Consider the following 19,451-nt stretch of genomic DNA (forward strand, 5'->3'; position numbering starts at 1 on the left):
CCGACCGAGTTGACGATCGTGTTGACCGCGACGAACCCGAGCAGCCACAACCACACCGGCACCGCTGGCACGGTCGCGTGCATCGCCACCGACGCCACCAAATACAGCAGGCCCGGCACGAGCACATAGTCCAGCAGGATCACCCACCCGGCGAGGAAACCGACTGGAGGGCTGATACCCCGACCCGCATAGTTGTAAACACTGCCCGACATCGGGAACGCCCGCACCATCTGCGCATACGAAAACGCAGTGAACACCAACGCGACCACACCGATCACATAGGCAAGCGCCACCATGCCACCAGACCCGGCATACACACTACCGAAAATCGCCATCGGCGCGATCGGCACCATATACACCAGCCCATACGCCAGCAGGTCCCGGAACCGCAACTGCCGACTCAACTCCTGACGATAGCCGTATTGGGCAAGGCCACCATGAAGACTCATCAAACTCCTCAACTTCTTTATTTACTGGCCAATCTCAATACTTTGGAGCCGACAGCGAAGGCAAATTACTCGTCTAGACCTGACCGCCAATAATGTTTCTGGCCAGCATGCGAACGGGTATCTCAGCAACGAGAATTACCGACCGGGCCAGCCGAGTCGATAGCGTTGATGCGGACATGCGGTGTTGTCCGCATGCCACCGTCCGCGTAGCCTTCGACCACGTACGGTCAGACTGTCCGGCTACGGCCTGACGAACGGACAGCACCCAGGAGTACTGGTGGCGCAAGCTCCAAGACAGCTCACCCCACATCGATCAGCGCTGCATGGCTTCGGTGCCGCGCTTCGGCAATGGCGCGAGTGCCGCGGGCTGTCCCAGCGCGCTCTGGGTAAGCGGGTGCACGTCAGCGGAGACCTCGTTGGCAAGGTGGAAAAGGCCGAACGTTGGCCGTCCTCCCACCTCGTCGAGTCATTCGAGGCCGCACTGCAGGCCGCTGGTGAACTGGTCCGCCTCCTTCCAGACCTCGAACGTGAACGTCGCCTGACCGACATCGGCTACCACCTGACCGACGATGCCCGTAGCCAACTCCGGGTCGTCATGCCCCATCCAGACGCGCCCGATCTGCTCCGCTCGTGGCACGAACAGCTCGCTAGTCTCGCCACTACCGGAAACCGCATCGGATACGCCGGGATGGCCTCCACTGCCCATGCACAGATCAGCATCGCAGCCACCATCGGGCGACGAAGCCGTTCCGCCCGCCGTCGAGAGGCACTCATCGCGCAGGCGTTGTGGGCGGAGTTCCTCAGCTGGATCGACGAGCAAAGCGACGCCGTCGAGGCAGACGCCTGGCTGCGACACGCCCAGCAGCACGCCGTTGAAGCTAACGCGCCGACGCTGACGAGTTACGTCCTGATGAGGCAGAGCCAGCGCGCTCTCGAGCGCTTCGATCCGGGTAATGCCATCGCCTTGGCGCAGCGGGCGCTGGAGGAGGTTCGGCTACCCGGCCGCATCCGTGCTCTACTACTGATCCGCCAAGCCCAGGCGTACGCCATGGGAGGTGACCAGAACGCCTGCGCAGCCAGCATCGACAAGGCGCACAGCGTCGCTGGCAGCACCGACTGGGGTTCAGAACTACCGATCGATCTCGGCTCCCACTGCAACCCGGCGTACATAGCTGCCCACGAAGCGCAATGCCGTCTACTCCTCGGCCAACCGACAGCCGCAGCCGAACTCCTCGAGCAACTCCTGGGCCAGTGGCCTGATCAGTGGCGCGTTGACGAGGCCCTTTGGCGATCGGCCCTGTCCACCGCCTACATCAACACCGGCGACATCGAACGCGCGGCGACCGAGGCCGCCAACGCCCTGGCTTTGGCCGCTGGCACCTCCTCCACACGGGCCCTGCGCTGGTTGAACCCGACAGCGGTCGCCCTTCGCCAGCAGACAGCCGTTCCCGAAGCGGCCGCCTTTGTGCTCACCTATCGGCAGGCGACTCTCGAAGCGTGCAACCATTAGCCCGTGGATCTGATCACCACGGCGACGAGCAGCGACGAGTCCGAGCGAGCGGCTTCCGTCGCAGTCCTCCCGGTCGGGAGTTTCGAACAGCACGGCACCCACCTACCGCTAGTAACCGACACTGTCGTGGCGTGCGCGATCGCGAAAGCAGTCGCCGAGCGCTATGACCTCTTCCTGCTGCCGCCTGTGACGATCTCCTGCTCCCACGAGCACGCGGCGTGGCGTGGAACGGTCAGTATCAGCGCCACCACCCTCACCGCCGTGGTCGTTGATATCGCCCGCTCTCTGCGCGCATCTGGCATTGATCGACTCGCTGTGATCAACGGACACGGCGGAAATTACGCGCTCGCCAACGTCGTTCAGGAAGCCAACGTCGCCGGACCAGCGATGACGCTGTTCCCAACTCGGGCTGACTGGGACGACGCTCGCGTTGCCGCCGGAATGCACAGCACAGCTCACCAGGACATGCACGCTGGTGAGCTCGAGGTTTCGCTGCTTCTGCACGTTGCGCCCGAAGTGGTGCGTGATGGCTACGAGCAGGCCGACCACCTAGCCGACGATCGACGCCACCTTCTCACGCGGGGCATGGATGGCTACACCACCAGCGGCGTCATTGGTCTGCCGTCCCACGCCACCCCAACCAAGGGTAAAGCCGTACTCGAAGCGCTTGTTCGCTCCTTCGCCGACCATCACGGCCTCCCGCCGAGGGCCAAAGCATGATCAGGCGTCACGGGACGGCAATTGCTGTCCGCATCGGCGACGCCCGGGAGAGCCCTCGGGTGACGAAATCTTGCAAGTGAACCAGGTAGGGACGAGGGCAGACGTAGCGGCGCCAGGTCCAGACGCCTGCGCCAGTTCGGAAAGCCTCGTCCTGCCGGTAGGCACGCCGCTGTCCCGGTGCCCGGTTGACGAGCCGGCCTTCGTCCGGCCCCACTTGACGTTGCTGGAGGAGGACCCGTGAGGCTGGGCGACAGAATCGCTGAAGTGTCGTTGGACGACGCCGTTCGCGCCTCCCTTAGCTATGACCAGCTACGTGCCGGTGATGACGGCCTGTACTGGCTGGAGACTCACCCCGAAGGCGGGGGTACTACGGTAACGCGTTGGCGGTCCGAGGAGGGCAAGCGTGTTGTCAGTCCGGCGGGCTTCGATGTCACCAGTAACGTTCACGCGTACGGAGGTGGATCGTTCGCTGCCGTCGAAGGGACTCTGTGGTGTGTCGGCGGAGACGGCCTCTATCGGAGCAGCCTTCACCGCAATGAACCCGACATGGTCAGCGGTGGATGCTTCGGTGACCTGACGATCAGCAACGGTGAGTTGCTGGCTGTGCGGGAGTCGAGGCACGGTGACGAACTCGTCGCAGCGTCGTTTTCCGGCCCTCCGCAGGTGCGGACTCTTGTCTCGTCGCCAGGGTTTCTCGGTGCGCCACGGCCAAGTCCGGGATTGCTGGCGTGGACCGCGTGGAGTGAACGAGACATGCCCTGGGACGCCAGCGAGGTATGGGTAGCGTCCTACTCACCGCGGGGATCGGTCAAAGGCGCAGCGAGAATAGCCGGCGGTCCGCATGAGTCTGCGCTGGAGCCGCAGTGGGGACCCGACGGGGCGTTGTACTTCGTGTCGGACCGCAACGGCTGGTGGAACCTCTACCGATGGGACGGCCACCGGGTGGAGGCGGTCGCACCGCTTGCGGGCGAGTGCGCCGCAGATCCGTGGGAACTGGGCTATGCGTCGTATGGGCTCCTTGACGACGGTCGGATCGTCATAGCGGTGCAGGAGGGGCCGCGACACCGCCTCGTCGTCGTCGAGGCTAGCGGCTCTGTTCACCCGGTCGATCTGCCATACACGTCGATCAAGCCGTACCTAGCTGTTCAAGGGACGACGGTGGCGTTGATCGGATCCTCACCGAGCGTAGCCCCGCAGGTGGCGCTCGTGGACTTGGCTGACACTGTCCCCCAAGTGGTGGTGCTTGCCCGCTCGGAACACAGCGCACTCGACCGGGCAAGCGTTTCCACGCCGACGGAGTTACGTGTTCGAGTGACCAGTGGTCGGGAGGTCCTTGCCCTGGTGTATCCACCGACGGGCTCCACGACGGACTGGCAGGCGCCAGTGATCGTGCGGGCACATCCTGGGCCCACCGACTCCTGCTTGCTGCGGCTCGATTGGCAGGCCCAGTTCTTCACCAGCCGCGGGTTCGCCGTCGTTGACGTCGACTACCTGGGTAGCACCGGGTACGGCCGGACGTTCCGGGAATCGCTCTACGGTCGGTGGGGCCTGGACGATGTCGATGACTGCGCCGCGGTGGCGGATCACCTGCTATCGACGGGACGGGCGCTGCCCGGACAGGTATTCATCCGTGGTGCCAGCGCAGGCGGATACACCGCGTTGCAGGCGGTGGCACAGGACACCCCGTTCGCCGCCGCCACCGCCGTGTCAGCGATTGTGGATCCTGACCGGTGGGCGGAAACGGTACCCCGATTCCAGCGGCCCCACGCGATGCGGCTGCGCGGGGGCGCCGGCCCGGTCCGCGCCGCCGCAATCCAACGGCCGGTGCTCCTCATTCACGGCACCGCAGACGAAGTAGCCATAGCCGAGGATGTTCGCGAACTCGCCGACGAGTTGACATCCGCAGATAGAGCGGCTGGGCTTTTGCTTCTTCCTGAGGTCGGCCACTATGTGGCGTCGTCCCATCGAGCAGGCGCGGCGCTGGAGGCCGAGCTGGCTCACTACCGCTCGGTGATGGTTGATGGAGCAACGGTCAGCGGGGGCTACACCGCTGCCAGCGGTAGCCGGTGACGAACGTACTCGCCGAGTTCGCGGACTTCCGGCTCACACCGATAGGGCTCGAGGTCAACCTGCACCTCGACGATGCGCTGCAGGCAGCGATGTGAGGTGGTTTGTGCGGCATAGTCGACTGCCTGTCGTGCGGTGGCGCAGGCTTCATCAATGCGGCCGGACACGGCCCACGACGAGGCCATGAGCGCGGTGTCGATGGCGAGTCGCCGGACATGTGTGGGGCTCAGGGCGGTAAGGGCATCGCCCAGGTGCCGTTGGGTTTGCCGCGGCTGACCCAGGTCATGGAAGCAGTGCGCCATCTCGTCGGCGAGATACGCCGCGTTGAAGTACCGAATCCATACGGGCTCGTCTTCGACCTTACTTAGGGCTAACTGCCTTTCGGCGATGTCGAGGTGGGTAAGGCAATCGCCTTCGCGGCCAAGACGGGCGTGTGTACGCGCCACCACCGCATGCAGCGCTGCTGCCACAGCGGGTGTCACTTGGGCTTCGCTTCCTCTCACCGCCGTCATCGCCACCCTGTGCGCCGGCTCGGGGTGCCCGCAGTGAAGCGCTAGGTGCCCAATATTCACGGCGAGTAAATAGCTTCCGTACAAGCGGTCATTGGCGGCTTCCGTCAGACGCAGAGCGCGAAGATAGCGGCGCTGGGCAAGGCCATGGGCACCGCTGTCGACCGCTTGGTATCCACACAGTTCGAAGAAACCTGCCGCGAGCCTGTAGAGCCGCCGCCCCGCCGTCTCGGAGACGGGGGTGTTCGCCAGCAGCCGGTTCAGTTCACCTTCGACGTACCGCTGCACGTCAGCGTGGACTCGTCCGGCTCCATGGGCATGGTCCAGCTGCCGGTACATCGCCAGCGCAGTCTCCGCCGAATGAAGATCCTCTTCGTCAACCTGGTCAGGCGAACCGGGCCTTCCGGCCCGGGACAGCCGAGGTCCGGTCGCCGCGTTCAGCCAGTCAAGGGCAGCGCGGTCGAGGGCGCCCGGCTGGAACGGAACTCCAGCGATCATCTCGGCCAACCCGGATGTTGCCGTCAGGCGGTCGGAAAGCACGCTGCCAAATTCGGCCCCGGCTCGTAAGGTGGCCGGCTTGCCGCCGCTGGCCCGGTTCTTGTCGAGCAGCGGCAGCAGGCGCATCAGGGCACCACCGGTCGCCAGCGCCTTGTCGCAGGCCTCGGCGAACTCACGGGAGGGGAACCGGTCGGCCGTTTCCACGCGACGAACGAGGTCCGCACTGAAACGGATCATGACGCCCAGCCGCGCCTGCGAGAGGTTCGCGCGTTCGCGCAGCCGACGCAGTTCGGCTCCGAAGAAGTGGCGTTCGGACAGAGACGGCTGGAGCCTCCGCGGGGTCTGACCCATGGCACCGCCTTTCAGACTGCTCGCGAGCAACAACATCGAGCAACATGGACATCGCCCCATAGAGTCACCCAGGGTTTTGCCCAGCGCAACCAGGAGCGCCGGAAACAACACCCAAGACCGGCGGTTCACGAGGTGCGGCGCATGCGGACAACTACTTCGTCCGCATGCTCGGCATTCACGACAGCGTCGGCGAGGGCGAAGGTGAAGGTGAAGGTGAAAGAACGGGCGTGTCCACTCGTCCAACTCGCTCCAGTTCTTCACACCCCTGGGAGGTGCAGTGGAGCACGGGGCAAGCCCAACAACCTTGAGCGGTGTCACTTGAAGGGACAGTGACAGAAACGGTGACCTATATGGGGTTGTCGTCTCGACTTCGCTGTCGTTGCCAAGTCTCAGTTACCGGCAACGGCCGCCCGGTCACTGGCGCGACCAGCAACTAAGCATCGGATTACACCCGAGGGAGGGCACGTGCCGACAATGCCTGCCAGCGTTTGGCAGGTCCCCGAGACCTGCGACTGGAACGATTACGTACGCGAAGCGGATCACGCACTTATATCTGCTGGATGGACGGTCCTGCATCCTCGCATTTGCCACGACACCCCAACTCTCACCCCGGCATCGCGAACAACGTGGAACGGCCCAATCCCGGCGATTGTCCACCTGCATTGGCCAGAAAAGCTTGCTGCGGCGTTGGGGGCGCAGCGCGCCTTGGCGCTCATAGGCGAGCTCCGCGAGGCAGGCACGCGGATCGTGCAGACCCTACATAACCTGGCGCCGCATGAGCCGCGACCTGACCTGGCCCGCTTCCGGACCACGATCGATGCGATGACGGACGGGGCCCAGTACTTCAGCGCCGAGCACGAACGTGTGGCTCGCGAACACCGTCCAGCGCTTCCCGCGCTGGCACTCCATCTACCGCACCCCCGGTACAGCACGCCAAGGCCCGCGGTACCGATGGCCTGCCTCGGGCGCTTGCGGCCCTACAAACGAACGGCGGAGTTCGCGGCAGCGGTCCTCGCGGGCGAGGATAATCTACGCCTGCTCGTGGCGGGCCATCCCGACGACGCCGAGACTGACCGCCGCCTACGCACGATGGCTGAGGCGGATTTCAGGCTCGACTACCGGCCGGGGTTTCTGTCGACCGCCGAGTTCCGTGAACTTCTAGCGGCGGTGGAATGGGTTGTGTTGCCGTACCAGCGGTTGCACTCCAGCGGGGTGCTCGTGGAGGCGCTCCAGGCTGGCACACGCGTGCTCAGTGTCGCACCGCTCGGCGGCGCCTCGCTCTACGGCTCATTTGAGCATGATCGTTGGCTGGTGCTTCCCGAATGGGACGACCATGCCGCGATCCGCGCCTGGCGCTCGGTTGTCTCGCGGAGCTGCATCACGTTGCCCACCTGGCCTGATGCCGCTTCGGCACTCGTCAGCTTCTACGCGGCCGTCATCGCCGCCCCACCCCGCCGTTCCTGAGTCCATCCCCGTCTGAGGAGCCGCTATGTCTTTCCTCGTTCCCATCCACGCGCCCGCGACAAGGGGCGAACCATTCGATTTCCGCACACATGCTAACGATTTTCTGGTCAAACGCGAACAGGCGCGGTCGACCGAGGTGTTTCTGGTCCGCGTACCCGGCCTGGGCACAGTTCCCGGGCACGTGCACTCCGACATGGAGCAAACATTTGTCTTTTTGTCCGGGGTGGGCACCGCGACCCTTCGCCGTGCTGGCGATCAGGTTTCCTACCGATGTCTACCCGGCGACACGGTCTTCGTTCCGGTTGGTTGGCACCACTCGGTGGCTGCCGACTCGCTGGAAGGTGTTACCTACGTGACCGTTAACGCCTTCCTGCCTGACACCGACCGGGTCGGCGGTACCGCTATCGCCCACGCAGAGGAGGTGAACACCGCATTCGCAGCGGCCTTCGCTGCGGGTCGGAGCGAGCGACAGCCCGACGAGACGGTGTTGTTCCGCTGCGCGGAAACAGCGTTCCGCAGGGACGACCCGGTGGGTGCCCTGGCGCAGGATTTCACGTCACTGGTTACGACGTTGACCCAGGCACCAGAGGCGTATCGGGTCGAGCGGATCGGGCCGTTCGAGATTGCGCGGGCAGTGACCCCGGTGGCCGCCGTCCTATCGCGATCGTTGGCCGATGAGATCCACGCGGCCGTGGCGGGCCTGGCTCCCGTGGTGGTAGAGGGCTCGCAGTCGCCGTTGTCGGTCAAACCACCGTACGCTGGCTCGGATCTTGACCTGCTGGTGATGGTACGCCGCCCGGAGGAACTCCCGGTCGCGTCAAAGACGGTGCGGGCTCTCGACGGCGTCGCTGATCGGATTCCGGTTCCGCTCGCAGTCGGCATGGTCTACCAGCCCTGGCTGGCGCTACCAGGATTCTATTCCGCGGTAAGCATCGATCCCGGCCACGAGGATCGGCGCTGGTTTTCTGCTGCCAAGCCGGATCGACTCGCCGAAGCGACCCGCAGGTTGAAGGCTAGCCTCGTCACCGTTCACGACCAGACCTGGATGACCGAAATGTTCGAAGCCACAGTGGCGCTGACCGGGCTGGACCACGACCTCGTCCGTGAGTGGCGGGTGACACCGCGCTGGCGTGGCCTCGATGTGCTGGAGCCCTTGAGGTGATTCGGCATCGAGAGTTGACTGACTGGATTTCCAGTGTCTCGGGTCGGTGGTTGAGCGACACGTCCGCAGCCGGGACGTTGCAGGAGGCGCTCCACGGTTCCGTGCCCGAGGCTGCGCCACGCGCGATCCCGGCGAAACGCGAAGGGCCATTGCTCTTTCCACTGCTCTACCACCACCGCCCCCGTGTCACCTCCGCCCTTTTTCACCAGGTTATTGATGCATGCCAGGAAGGGCGCCGCACCCGGCGGCGGGTCTGTCTGGTCGGCGCGGCCGTCGGCCGAGGCGAGCCCGCCGAAGACACCTCCTACGACCTAGCCGGGATCTGCGAAGTCCTCAACGACGAGGGCTGGCCAGTCGAGTTCGGCGGCGACGTCGCGGAACTCGACGGCTGCACATGGCACTTGGCCGCGCGCGCCCGCCGCACGTCCTTCACCCGCCGTGCGACCGACCTGCCAGACCTGCTCATCGCCGGCGCTTACGACACCGTCGGCGCATCCGCGGTGTATCTCAGTGAAGGGGTGACCGGAGGGCGCTCCATCGGGCGGCTGCCCGCCGTCGCACCGATCGGTCGGTTGCACACACCTGGCGACCCGTTCGCCCCGGCACCAGGAGGGGCCAAGTTGCGGCCCGCTGGCTACGACCAGATCTGGGGCGCCGCTTTCACGCTCGGCGAGACGAACGCGACGGCGCTGCCCGACGACAAACGCCTCGATGTCGCGCGCAGGGTCCGGCAGCGACTGAAGCCGGCGTGGCGAGCGCTGCGCCGAACCGGCCTGACCATCCACCACGGCGTAGAGCCATCGGACGCCCGCCGTGTCGTCGCCTCGGGTAGGCGCCGCGCCACGGTCACGGTCCCTCTATTCGGAGCGCGGGAGATCTCGGATTCGACCAACTCGCTCGTTGAGGCCGCGGCGACGCTCGCCAGGGCGACGCTCATTGTCGATGACATCACACCGACTCTGCTATACCGATCGGTCGATCTCGACGCCATCCGGGCCGGCTTCAGGAACCTGGCAACCGGAGCAGGCTGCCATGTGTTGTTCCTTGGCGACCTCGATGCGGCGATCCTCCACGAACGCGTTCACGAAGTACTCGAAACCCTGACCATGACAGACCTCATCGCCGCCTCGCCGCACGGCAAGCCCGGACGCGCCCAAGCCGCTTTCACCGGCTACGACGCGATCCACCTAGCGATCATGGCTGTCGCCTGTGGCCTGCGCTCCAACTCGGCGCTCGCGGCTCAGGCGGCGAACGTGCCCGCCGTACGCGCGCTGTCCCGCCTACACGGAGTCGACTCCCTGATCGTGCGGTCAGGACCGGCTGGCCCGGCCCGGGAGCACGAGTTCCGGCTCGATGCGGCCTGGGTTTCCCCTCACGTTACGTCTGGAGCCGACCATGCCCACTGACCTTCTGGAGATCGCGCTACGCGATCCACAACCCGACGCCCCGCTCATCGTCGAACGCAGTGACGGCCACCGCAGTGTCACCGATCTGGCCTGGTGGCGTCGGGAACCGGCCGCTCAGCCACCTGTCGACACCAAAATCTTGGACTGGGTCGAGCTGGGCCAGTCGGTCGCGGATGTCGGTTGCGCCACGGGACGCCACCTGGAGATCTTGCACCGCCGGGGCATCGCCAGCATCGGCGTGGACTCCTGCCCCACCGCAGTGGCATTCGCTGCGGCCCATGGGCTCACCGCGGTCCAGGCCGACGCCACGGCTTGGTCTCCGCCTGAGCCGGTCAACGTAGTAGCCGCACTCGGCGGCGGTCTTGGCATCTGCGGCACCCTTGACCAACTCGGCAGGTGGCTCGTCCATCTGGCTGGATGGATGACACCCGCCGGGCGCCTGCTCGTCACCAGCGTCGACTGGCGTGGACCTGGCCACGTCGCATGGGGCGAGACCGCACAGAGCCGCGACGCGTACCCGGGCGAGGTAACCCTGCGCCTGCGATACCGCGACCGGATCGGGGACTGGTTTCCCTGGCTCTGGGTCGATCCGCCGACGCTGCAGGCGCACGCGCAGGAGGCCGGGCTGACCATGGTCAAGACGATGACCTGGGGCGCGAAGTACGCCGCAGAACTGCGTAGGGAGTCCCTGCCATGATCCTGCGCGTCATCGCCGGGGCGGCAGGCCAGCTCGGCTCAGCGGTCACCGCCGCCTCGACTCGGAAGGGCGACCGCACGCTCGCCGTCGATCCGCTGCTTACCGAGGTTCCGCCTGGCGTCGAACTGCTTCGCGCCGACGCCGGATCGCCCGCCTTCGGCGACAGGTTAAAGGCGGAGCTAGTCGGCGCATCCCGGTGCGAGCTGATCCTTGCCGGTGGCAGCATTCCGCCGCTGGTCCGTGTCGACGACGCCACGGATCTTGATGTGGAAGCGGCCCTCGGCGATGTTATGACCACGTTCCGGGCGATGTCCGTGTTCGCCAAGTCCGCACAGTCGTACGCGATCGGCGGCTCGATCGTGCTCATCGGCTCGGTCGGTGCCCGCTACCCACACCGCTATATGATCAGTTACGACGCGGCGCGGGCTGGCATGGAGAGCCTGGCACGATCCTTCGCACTGGAGTACGCCGCGCACGGGATCACCACCCGTGTTCTTGCCGTCGGACCCATCGCCGAATCCGCCACCAGCCGTGCCGATGGCGAACTTGCCGAAGCCCTGATCAGGCTCGTGCCGCTCGGCCGGTACCCGCGCCTGGACGAGGTCGCCGTAGCGGCGATCACGGTCGCATCTGCGGCGCTCGACTGCGCCAACGGCCACACGATCACCCTGGACGGCGGACTGACCGTGCAGCTCCGACCGGCCGATATCGAGCGCGGACCAGCGCCAACGGACGCTACGAATAACCGCGTGAGTCCCCAGCCCGCAGATCGGGTACTATCACCGCATTGGCCGGCGTCCTCCAGACATCGTGCTGCGGTATCCGCACCCGATTCATTTCTTGGTGAGGAACCGCAGTGACCGTTGATTTCAGCACCGTTCGCCGGACACGCCCGCCAGCAAAGCCCGGCAGCGTGACGGCCATGATCACAAAGCAGGACAACGACTACCACATCCGCACCAGTGGATGCGCACCCCTGAGTGCAGTCGTACCGATCCGTAACCGCGCCTTCGCGATCACGCACGTCCTGGACGCACTCGCCGCGAGTGAAGGCGTCGACCTGGAGATCATCGTTGTCGATGACGCCAGCGACGATGACGGGGCCTTCCGCGCCGCCGCGCACCCCTCCCGACCGACCGTAATCCGGCTGGCGAAGCCGGTCGGCTCGTCGGTCGCCCGCAACGTCGGAACGGTCCTCACGTCCGCACCGACCGTGCTCTACGTCGATGGCGACATGGTCCTGCCGCCGCTCACCCTGCGCGAGTTGGCGTCGCGTGCCGCCGACGACCTCGTCTTGCTCGGCTTCCGCCAGCATGTGCCCGCGGCGGCGCTCGCCGCCGGGCCGCTCACGCCCACGAGCGTCGACCTCGACCAGGACCCTCGGGCTAGCACCGTCTTCCCCGCAGGCCTCCTGCCGTTTAGCGGCACGATCCTCGACAGCCCGAAGCGCTGCCGGCTGCTGGACGAGACCGACGACCTTCGTGGGCTCGGCAACGGGCGATGGGTGTTCGACTGGTCGCTGCCACGGACCGTGATCACCGCCCTCGTCGCCATGCCCAGGGAGGCGGTCATCGATGTCGGCGGCTTCCACCCGGGCTTCCACGGCTTATGGGGCGCCGAGGACGCCTACGTCGGTGCCAAGCTCATCGCTGCGGGCTGCAAGGTGGCACCTGTGCGAAGTGCGATTGGGCTGCACGTCGATCCGCCGGAGACCCAGTCGGAACACAGCAGGAAGTTGAACAGTCTGCCCCGTACCGTCGCGTTCTTCCACTCGCTGTTGGCGCAGCCGATGCCGACCGGCGGCGACACATGGCTGCACGACCACGCTGAGGCCCAGTTGAACCGGGCCACCGTAATCCACGGTGACCGCAGATCGAATCCGTTCCACGAGTTGACCGAACCGAGGTGACATCCGTGACCGACCTGACCATGCAGGACGCGCTATCCCGGCTCTCCGCCTACTGGGGTGGACTGGGCTGCCTGACCGTGCAACCCATGAACACCGAGGTCGGAGCGGGCACCCTCAACTCAGCGACCGCCCTGCGGGTCCTCGGCCCGGAGCCGTGGAAGGTCGCCTACGTCGAGCCGTCGGTTCGTCCGGATGACGCCCGATACGGCCAGAACCCTAACCGGATCCAGTGCCATACCCAGGTCCAGGTGATCCTCAAGCCCGAGCCGGGCAACGCCCAAGAGCTCTACCTCGGTTCCCTGCAGGCGCTCGGCATCGACGTCACCAAGCACGACGTGCGATTTGTGGAGGACAACTGGGCCTCCCCGGCGCTGGGCGCGTGGGGTCTTGGCTGGGAAGTGTGGCTGGATGGACTGGAGATCACGCAGTTCACCTACTTCCAGCAGGCCGGCGGCATCACGCTCAACCCGGTCTCGGTGGAGATCACCTACGGCATGGAGCGCATCCTCATGGCGCTGCAAGGGGTACGCCACTTCAAGGACATCAGGTACGCGCCCGGCGTCAGCTACGGCGAGGTGTTCGGGCAGGCCGAGTACGAAATGTCGCGCTACTACCTTGACGATGCCGATGTACCGACCAACCGGGAGTTGCTGTCGGCGTACGCGGCCGAGGCCCAACGCATGATTGATGCCGGGCTACCGATCCCGGCGCACACGTTCGTGCTCAAGATGTCGCACGCGTTCAACATCCTCGACGCCCGTGGCGCTGTATCCACCGCTGACCGGGCCAGTGAGTTCGCCCGCATGCGCCGCCTGTCCAACAGTGTTGCCAGACTGTGGATTGAGACCCGGAGGAAGGAGGGCTTCCCGCTCGGTCAGGTGGTACCGCCAGAGATTGCGGCCGCTACCCGGCGGGAGCAGCCGAAGCAGGACGGGCCGCAGTTGCTCGTCTTCGAAGTCGGCATCGAAGAGATGCCACCTACCGAGGCTCACGACGCGCGCCAGCAGGTCGAACACGCGCTGACCACACGACTCGCAGCGGGCCGGCTCGCATACGGTTCGATCCGCGTCCACGCCACGCCTCGACGCATCACCGCCATCGTCGCCGAGGTCGCTGAGCGGGAGACCGACGCCGTCACCACCGTGCGTGGCCCGCGCGTCTCGGCAGCATTCAAAGATGGCGCGCCGACGCCGGCGGCCCAGGGGTTCGCCCGCGCCAACGGCGTCAGCGTGGATGCCTTGGCCACCACCGTCGTTAACGGCGTCGAGTACGTCTGCGTCTACCGCGAGGAGCACGGCCGTACCGCCGTCGAAGCCCTCGCCGAGATCCTGTCCACGGTAGTGGGTGGCCTGCGGTCGGCGAAGAACATGCGCTGGAACGATCCCGAGCTGGCGTTCACCCGACCGATCCGGTGGCTGCTGGCCATGTGGGGCAGCGAGCCGGTCCCGGTCACCGCCTCACATCTGCGGGCAGATACCGAGACGCGGCTGCATCGCAACGCATACCAGCGGATCGCCGCCGTCAGCTCTGCCGACGCGTACCTTCCGATACTGGACGCTGCCGGCATCGTGCTTGACGAGACCGTCCGCAGGCAGGTCATCGTCGATGCAGCCCGCACGGCAGCCGCCAGCGTCGGCGGCAGCATCGATGCCGACGGCGAGGAGTCCCTGCTCGACCAGATCACGTTTCTGGTCGAGCAACCGACGGCGATTTTGGGCGACTTCGACCCCACTTACCTGGGCCTACCCGATGCCATCCTCACCACCGTGATGCGCAAGCACCAGCGCTACCTGCCAGTATGTGACAGCGAAGGCCAGCTCCTGCCCCACTTCGTCGTGATCGCCAATGGCGCGATCAACCCGACGACCGTCCAGGCAGGAAACGAGGCCGTGCTGCGAGCACGGTTCGAGGACGCGGCGTACTTCTACCGCGCCGACCAGACAATTTCGATCACCACCATGCGTGAACGCCTGTACCGGCTTACCTTCACCGACAAGCTCGGCTCCATGTCCGATCGAGCAGACCGCATCGCGGCCCTTGCCCAGACCCTCGCGTCCGGCGTACCCCTGGATGACAGTGAGTTGGCGACGCTCGAACGAGCCTCGCAGATCGTCAAGTTTGACCTCGGGTCCCAGATGGTGACCGAGATGACCAGCCTCGCTGGCGTCATGGGCCGCGAGTACGCACTGCACGCCGGTGAGTCTGCAACCGTTGCCGCTGCCATGTTCGAGGCTGAGCTGCCTCGGTACGCCGGCGACCTGCTCCCGCAGAGCACGCCTGGCGCCCTGCTGGCCTTGGCGGACAGACTGGACTCTTTGATCGGCTTGGCCGCCACGGTGGGCCTGCCGACCGGCAGCAGCGACCCCTTCGCCCTCCGTCGAGCTGCGGTCGGGACGATCGCGATCCACCGTTGCATACCCTCCCTCGCCGGACTTTCCCTGCGCAACGCCCTCACCGAAGCCGCTCGACTACAGCCCGTGCCCGTCACCAGCGAAACGATCGACGCCGTCACTGAGTTCGTCACACGGCGGCTGGAGCAGCTACTCCTCGACGAGGGGCACACCGTCGACCGGGTACGCGCGGTCATCATCCATGCCGACCAGCCCAGCACCGCCGATCGCGTGCTTCGTCAACTCACCGAGCTCGTCGAAACCCCGGACTTCCGGCGGCTCGCCGCCGCCCTGCAGCGAGCCAGAAGGATCGCGACGAACGGAGGCGCTGAATACGAACCGATGACGCTGACCGAACCGGCGGAGCTTGACCTGCACGAGGTCGTCAGGAAGACCGTCGGCCGGCTTCCTGAACACGCAGACCTCGGTGACCTTGTCGCCGCAGGTGGTGACCTGCCTGCCGCGGTGGACTCGTTCTTCAACGACATCCTCGTGATAGCAGAAGACCCGGATGTGCGAGCACGCCGTTTGGGCCTAGTCGGGGCGGTCGCCGCGCTCGGTGACGGCGTGCTCGACTGGCAGGCACTTCGGCTATAGCGCCAGCAGCACGGAACACCGACGGTAGAACGCAGTACCGCCACCTCACGCTTCGAGCGAGATAGGGACCTCGTTGACCAGTTGATCGTGGAAGGCCCGGAGCGCACGTCTTGGGTGATCCGGCAGATGTTCGTAGAGCGCAAGGCCAAGAGGCCTCACGGCGTCTACGCCCAGCTTCGTGGTACCGGCAAGCCCGCAGTCAGTGCCATGTGGACCAGTCCGACGAGTCGCTCGGGGCCGGTCACTGGCACGATGGCACGACCCGTTAGGACGCAGTCATCGTCATCGCCGATCGGCGGATTGCTTTACGTGTCGATCATCGAGAAGATTCACAGCGAGTTGGGTGCCCTGATCGCTGGTGTCGACAAAGCTCGCGGTCTGACCGCCGCAGCCGGTAGCCAGGCGCAGGAGGTCGGCGCTCGTGCCGCGGGCGCTGGCTTCGCCGCTGTGGCCGTCGGTATGGCCCGGGTCCGCGACGCGATTCAGAACGTTCAGGCCGGCTTTGGTCGCTTCTCCGCGTCGGTCGGGGAGGCGGCAAAGGCGACCGCGGCGGTGCCCCGCCAGGGCACGCCGCAGGAGACCGTCGCTGGGCTGGCACCGGTGCAGAGCGCACTGGACAACGCCCGCGATGCGGGGACCCAGGTGATAAGTCAACTCGGCGATGTGCAGCAACTCGTCAGAGCCGTTCTGCACGGCGGGCAGCCAGGACCCCTGTTGCAGACGTTGAATGAAGCCAAGCAGATCGTGGTGCTTCTCGTGGAACGTACCGGCACTACCCGGCAGGCTATCGAGGCGGCGGTCGCTGAAGCACGACGACTGGGATCGTCGGGAAACTGACCGGGGCTGGTGGCCCTGCATCCGCCAGCCCTGCCCCCAACTCCACCGCTGCCGCCGACGGCCCGACCACGACAGCAGCCGCCACGGATGACCCAGCCATCCCCGAATCGAGTCCCACATCCTGGAGCCGGCCGCCAACCGGCGTTCCCGGCGGCTCGCCCACTGGGCCCCGAACGAAGATCCCACCACGAGAGGACACGGTGGTACAACGCTCGCTGGAGCTGGAAAACGAGTGCGCCGACACTCTCGCCCACGACGGCTACCGCGTGCATCAGAACCCGACGCGGCAGGAAATCGCCGACGCCCGCGAGAACACCGGCGACAGGGGGAAGCCGGACAAGGATCCGGACTACCTCATCGAGGGCCACGTCTTCGACTGCTACTCCCCCACTGCCGGCAAGGCGGTACGCGGGGTATGGACGGAGGTGTCGCAGAAAGTGGCGAGGCAACAGACCCAGCGAGTGGTGTTGAACCTGTGCGACTGGCGCGGCGACATCGCCGGCCTGCGAAAGCAGTTCAACGACTGGCCGGTCCCGCACCTCAAGGAACTGGCAGCGGTGACCCGAAACGGTGCGATCATTCAGATCGTCCGACGCAACTGAGAAGGCAGGCAACACGTGGGCATCGAATACCGACTGACCCTAGCCGGCGACATCCCCCTGGAAGACCTCGCGTCCCTCGTCGCCCCGCACGGCGTCGAGGAGTCAACCCTGCCCGGCTACCCCCGGCTGCTCACCGCCGACCTCGGGGAGGAACTCGGCTACACCGTCACCGTTTCCGCAGGCAGCAGCGGCTACTTCGACGCCGAAGACGACGACGGCACCCAGTGGGAATGGGAACCCGACACCTACACCAACATCATCTTCGACCTACGCAAGAACAACCCACCCGAAGACGTGGTCCCAACAATGGTGTCGGCCGTGGCCCGTGTCCTCACCAACCGGCCGGAAGACGCCGCGTTCGTACTCAACGGCAACTGGCTCCTGCTGACACGAGTCACGGGACAACTACGCGAACACCGGCCAACCTGGTGGGACAACTACGACGTCAAAGGCATGACCGCGGGTTGAACTCACACATTTCGCGATACCTCTCCGCTCAACGAGCAACACCCACCGGGAAGCGTAGGCTCCCAGTAGCTCTGCCGGGGTGATCGTCATCCCGGTCGGACGGACGACCAGCGCTTCGCAGCCCGAACGGCTCGACGACGTTGGCCTGCTCGTGGCAGCTGATCTCCCCGCTACCCGGCCCACATCACCGAGCTCGCCCACCGAGATGATCATGAGTCTGTTTGACGGAACCGTCGGCTTCTACCGGCAGTACCGGCCCGGCATCCCGGCGACCGTGGCCGACGTTTTGGACGCCGCGGTCCCCGACTGTCAGCCGCGGCGCCTTCTCGACGTAGGCACCGGCACCGGCCTCGTGGTGGAGGCTCTGCTTGGCCGTTTCGATGACATCATCGCCATCGACAACGCTCCAGGCATGCTCGCTGCTGCCGAAGACGCGCTCCGCCCACAGCTACCCGCCGACGCTCAGTTGCGGCTGCAGGAGGTCACGGCGGAGGAGTTCACGCCACCGGCGGGATGGCAGGCCGAACTGGTGACAATCTGCCGAGCGTTCCACTGGCTCGACCAGGCCGCGACCCTAACCCGGTTGGACGCGCAGGTCAGCCCGGACGGCGCGGTCGCAATCTTCGCCGACAACAGCTTCTGGACCGCTACCAACGACTGGAAGGCCGCAATCCGCACAGTCATCCAGGACTTCCTCGGCGAGCAGCGTCGCGCTGGCGAACGCACGTTCCAGCATCACCACCGCCCGTACAGCGAGATCATGCGTGAGTCTCCGTTCAGTCAGGTCGAGGAGCACGCCGTGTCGGTCATCCGAACCTGGACCGCGGACAGCATCCTTGGGTACCTGCACTCCACCTCGTTCGCCGCGCCACAACTGTTTGGCGACCGGCTCGACGCGTTCGACAGCGCTGTCCGTGCCACCCTTGCCCGATACAGCGACACCGATACCTTCACCGAGGACAACGAGTTCCTCATCCGCATCGGCCGGCGAGATCGGCGAGACTGATGAAGGGGTGCAGATGGCTGTCGAGTACCGGCTGACGCTGGCAGGCGACGTCCCGCTCGAACAGGTGGCGGAGCTGGCCGCTCCCGAAGCGGTCGAGATGTCCACGGCGTCCGGCGGCAGAATGCTCAGCGCCGACCTGAACGACGAGCACGGGTACGTAGTGGACATCACCGGCGGCCGGCACGGCTACTACAGTGCCGAGGACGACGGTGGCGCTCTGTGGGAATGGGAGCCGAAGACCTACGTCGACGTCAGCTTCTACATGCGCAAGGACACCCTGGCCAACAAGGGTAAAACCCACATGCTGGCGGCCGTGGCCAGGACCCTCGCCGGCAGGGCCGAGGACGCGGCCCTGACCCTCAACGGCGACGTGCTGATGCTGACCCGTGTCGCAGGCACCCTTCGAAAGCACAACACCGACGGCTGGTACGACGAAGACTACGACAGGTTTCTCCACCCCTGACGCGTCTATGAATCGGGGCGGCGAGGGCGTGTTCTGGCTCGCCCGTGCGAGGCATCATCTGCCGCAGCATCGCGTAGCGGCGAAGGAACACGGTTCGGTAACGGCGAATAAGCGCGATGGTGCAAATCGTTGCACGCCGCGACCGACCAGCCCGTCTTCTGGACCCGCGAGCAGTACGGCGAAGAAGCCACTACCTGGCTGCTCTTCCGCCACAAGATCGATTATCTGCACGCCACGAGCGAACGCTTCACCACACCCACCGTCCCGGCCGCCCGCGTCTTCTGCATCCCAGAAACCGCCGTGCGGGGCAAGAGCTGGCCGCCGTCGGCATCGACGGGATGATCCG

The 19,451-nt window shown here is 65.9% G+C and carries 18 protein-coding genes; 16 read left to right on the plus strand and 2 right to left on the minus strand.

Features of this window, described 5'->3' with window-relative positions; genetic code table 11:
• On the minus strand, positions 1 to 449 hold a 449-nt coding region (locus K228_RS0101575), incomplete at its 3' end, for an APC family permease (protein WP_425414490.1).
• 277 nt (positions 450 to 726) lie between these two features.
• On the opposite strand from K228_RS0101575, the gene K228_RS0101580 reads away from it, so the two are divergent.
• From K228_RS0101580 to K228_RS0101590, 3 genes are all read left to right on the plus strand, one after another.
• Positions 727 to 1,959, plus strand: a complete 1,233-nt coding sequence (locus tag K228_RS0101580; RefSeq protein WP_025616824.1) for a helix-turn-helix domain-containing protein — start codon at positions 727 to 729, stop codon at positions 1,957 to 1,959.
• Positions 1,960 to 1,962: 3 nt separating this feature from the next.
• The gene (locus K228_RS0101585; protein WP_025616825.1) at positions 1,963 to 2,679 is read left to right on the plus strand and encodes a creatininase family protein; all 717 of its coding nucleotides are present in this window, start codon (positions 1,963 to 1,965) and stop codon (positions 2,677 to 2,679) included.
• Between the two features lie 882 nt (positions 2,680 to 3,561).
• Entirely contained in the window at positions 3,562 to 4,749 is a 1,188-nt protein-coding gene (locus K228_RS0101590) for a prolyl oligopeptidase family serine peptidase (protein ID WP_025616826.1), read from the plus strand.
• Here K228_RS0101590 and K228_RS0101595 read toward each other — a convergent pair.
• Positions 4,722 to 6,104, minus strand: coding sequence for a helix-turn-helix domain-containing protein (locus K228_RS0101595; protein WP_025616827.1), 1,383 nt, complete (start codon positions 6,102 to 6,104; stop codon positions 4,722 to 4,724). The genes K228_RS0101590 and K228_RS0101595 overlap by 28 nt on opposite strands.
• A 474-nt stretch (positions 6,105 to 6,578) precedes the next feature.
• Here K228_RS0101595 and K228_RS0101600 point away from each other — a divergent pair, with 474 nt between their 5' ends.
• The 13 genes from K228_RS0101600 to K228_RS0101660 all read left to right on the plus strand — a co-directional run bounded on the left by K228_RS0101600 (position 6,579) and on the right by K228_RS0101660 (position 19,447).
• The gene (locus K228_RS0101600; RefSeq protein WP_245603403.1) at positions 6,579 to 7,568 is read left to right on the plus strand and encodes a glycosyltransferase family protein; all 990 of its coding nucleotides are present in this window, start codon (positions 6,579 to 6,581) and stop codon (positions 7,566 to 7,568) included.
• Between the two features lie 25 nt (positions 7,569 to 7,593).
• Positions 7,594 to 8,730: a cupin gene (locus tag K228_RS0101605; protein ID WP_025616829.1), complete on the plus strand. Its 1,137-nt coding sequence runs from the start codon at positions 7,594 to 7,596 to the stop codon at positions 8,728 to 8,730.
• Between the two features lie 50 nt (positions 8,731 to 8,780).
• Positions 8,781 to 10,136 carry a hypothetical protein gene (locus K228_RS0101610; RefSeq protein WP_245603392.1) on the plus strand — a complete coding sequence of 452 codons (1,356 nt, stop codon included), beginning with the start codon at positions 8,781 to 8,783 and terminating at the stop codon, positions 10,134 to 10,136.
• On the plus strand, positions 10,126 to 10,833 hold the full coding sequence (locus tag K228_RS0101615) for a class I SAM-dependent methyltransferase (RefSeq protein ID WP_018255329.1): 708 nt from the start codon (positions 10,126 to 10,128) through the stop codon (positions 10,831 to 10,833). Before K228_RS0101610 ends, K228_RS0101615 begins: the two co-directional genes overlap by 11 nt.
• Positions 10,830 to 11,693: an SDR family NAD(P)-dependent oxidoreductase gene (locus tag K228_RS0101620; protein ID WP_025616831.1), complete on the plus strand. Its 864-nt coding sequence runs from the start codon at positions 10,830 to 10,832 to the stop codon at positions 11,691 to 11,693. Before K228_RS0101615 ends, K228_RS0101620 begins: the two co-directional genes overlap by 4 nt.
• Before the next feature lie 62 nt (positions 11,694 to 11,755).
• A complete protein-coding gene (locus K228_RS0101625) occupies positions 11,756 to 12,742 on the plus strand; it encodes a glycosyltransferase (protein ID WP_050564730.1) in 987 nt (328 codons plus the stop codon).
• A gap of 5 nt (positions 12,743 to 12,747) precedes the next feature.
• Positions 12,748 to 15,729, plus strand: a complete 2,982-nt coding sequence (locus tag K228_RS0101630; protein ID WP_025616832.1) for a glycine--tRNA ligase — start codon at positions 12,748 to 12,750, stop codon at positions 15,727 to 15,729.
• Positions 15,730 to 16,038: 309 nt separating this feature from the next.
• Positions 16,039 to 16,566, plus strand: coding sequence for a DUF6244 family protein (locus tag K228_RS0101635; RefSeq protein ID WP_025616833.1), 528 nt, complete (start codon positions 16,039 to 16,041; stop codon positions 16,564 to 16,566).
• A 200-nt stretch (positions 16,567 to 16,766) separates the two neighbouring features.
• Positions 16,767 to 17,168 carry a CdiA C-terminal domain-containing protein gene (locus K228_RS0101640; protein WP_025616834.1) on the plus strand — a complete coding sequence of 134 codons (402 nt, stop codon included), beginning with the start codon at positions 16,767 to 16,769 and terminating at the stop codon, positions 17,166 to 17,168.
• 15 nt (positions 17,169 to 17,183) lie between these two features.
• Entirely contained in the window at positions 17,184 to 17,636 is a 453-nt protein-coding gene (locus tag K228_RS0101645) for a SitI3 family protein (RefSeq protein ID WP_018255323.1), read from the plus strand.
• Between the two features lie 205 nt (positions 17,637 to 17,841).
• Positions 17,842 to 18,642, plus strand: a complete 801-nt coding sequence (locus K228_RS0101650) for a class I SAM-dependent methyltransferase (protein WP_025616835.1) — start codon at positions 17,842 to 17,844, stop codon at positions 18,640 to 18,642.
• A 13-nt stretch (positions 18,643 to 18,655) separates the two neighbouring features.
• The gene (locus K228_RS0101655; RefSeq protein ID WP_025616836.1) at positions 18,656 to 19,105 is read left to right on the plus strand and encodes a SitI3 family protein; all 450 of its coding nucleotides are present in this window, start codon (positions 18,656 to 18,658) and stop codon (positions 19,103 to 19,105) included.
• A gap of 129 nt (positions 19,106 to 19,234) precedes the next feature.
• Positions 19,235 to 19,447, plus strand: coding sequence for a hypothetical protein (locus K228_RS0101660; RefSeq protein WP_025616837.1), 213 nt, complete (start codon positions 19,235 to 19,237; stop codon positions 19,445 to 19,447).
• The last annotated feature ends 4 nt before the right edge of the window (positions 19,448 to 19,451 follow it).

This window comes from Salinispora cortesiana (assembly GCF_000484695.1).
GTDB lineage: Bacteria > Actinomycetota > Actinomycetes > Mycobacteriales > Micromonosporaceae > Micromonospora > Micromonospora cortesiana.

What these genes read in the sequence shown, in the direction of transcription:
- K228_RS0101595 (WP_025616827.1), bottom strand. Translation starts at nt 6,104, where the DNA reads ATGGGTCAGACCCCGCGGAGGCTCCAGCCGTCTCTGTCCGAACGCCAC.
- K228_RS0101600 (WP_245603403.1), top strand. Translation starts at nt 6,579, where the DNA reads ATGCCTGCCAGCGTTTGGCAGGTCCCCGAGACCTGCGACTGGAACGAT.
- K228_RS0101605 (WP_025616829.1), top strand. Translation starts at nt 7,594, where the DNA reads ATGTCTTTCCTCGTTCCCATCCACGCGCCCGCGACAAGGGGCGAACCA.
- K228_RS0101615 (WP_018255329.1), top strand. Translation starts at nt 10,126, where the DNA reads ATGCCCACTGACCTTCTGGAGATCGCGCTACGCGATCCACAACCCGAC.
- K228_RS0101620 (WP_025616831.1), top strand. Translation starts at nt 10,830, where the DNA reads ATGATCCTGCGCGTCATCGCCGGGGCGGCAGGCCAGCTCGGCTCAGCG.
- K228_RS0101625 (WP_050564730.1), top strand. Translation starts at nt 11,756, where the DNA reads ATGATCACAAAGCAGGACAACGACTACCACATCCGCACCAGTGGATGC.
- K228_RS0101650 (WP_025616835.1), top strand. Translation starts at nt 17,842, where the DNA reads ATGATCATGAGTCTGTTTGACGGAACCGTCGGCTTCTACCGGCAGTAC.
- K228_RS0101655 (WP_025616836.1), top strand. Translation starts at nt 18,656, where the DNA reads ATGGCTGTCGAGTACCGGCTGACGCTGGCAGGCGACGTCCCGCTCGAA.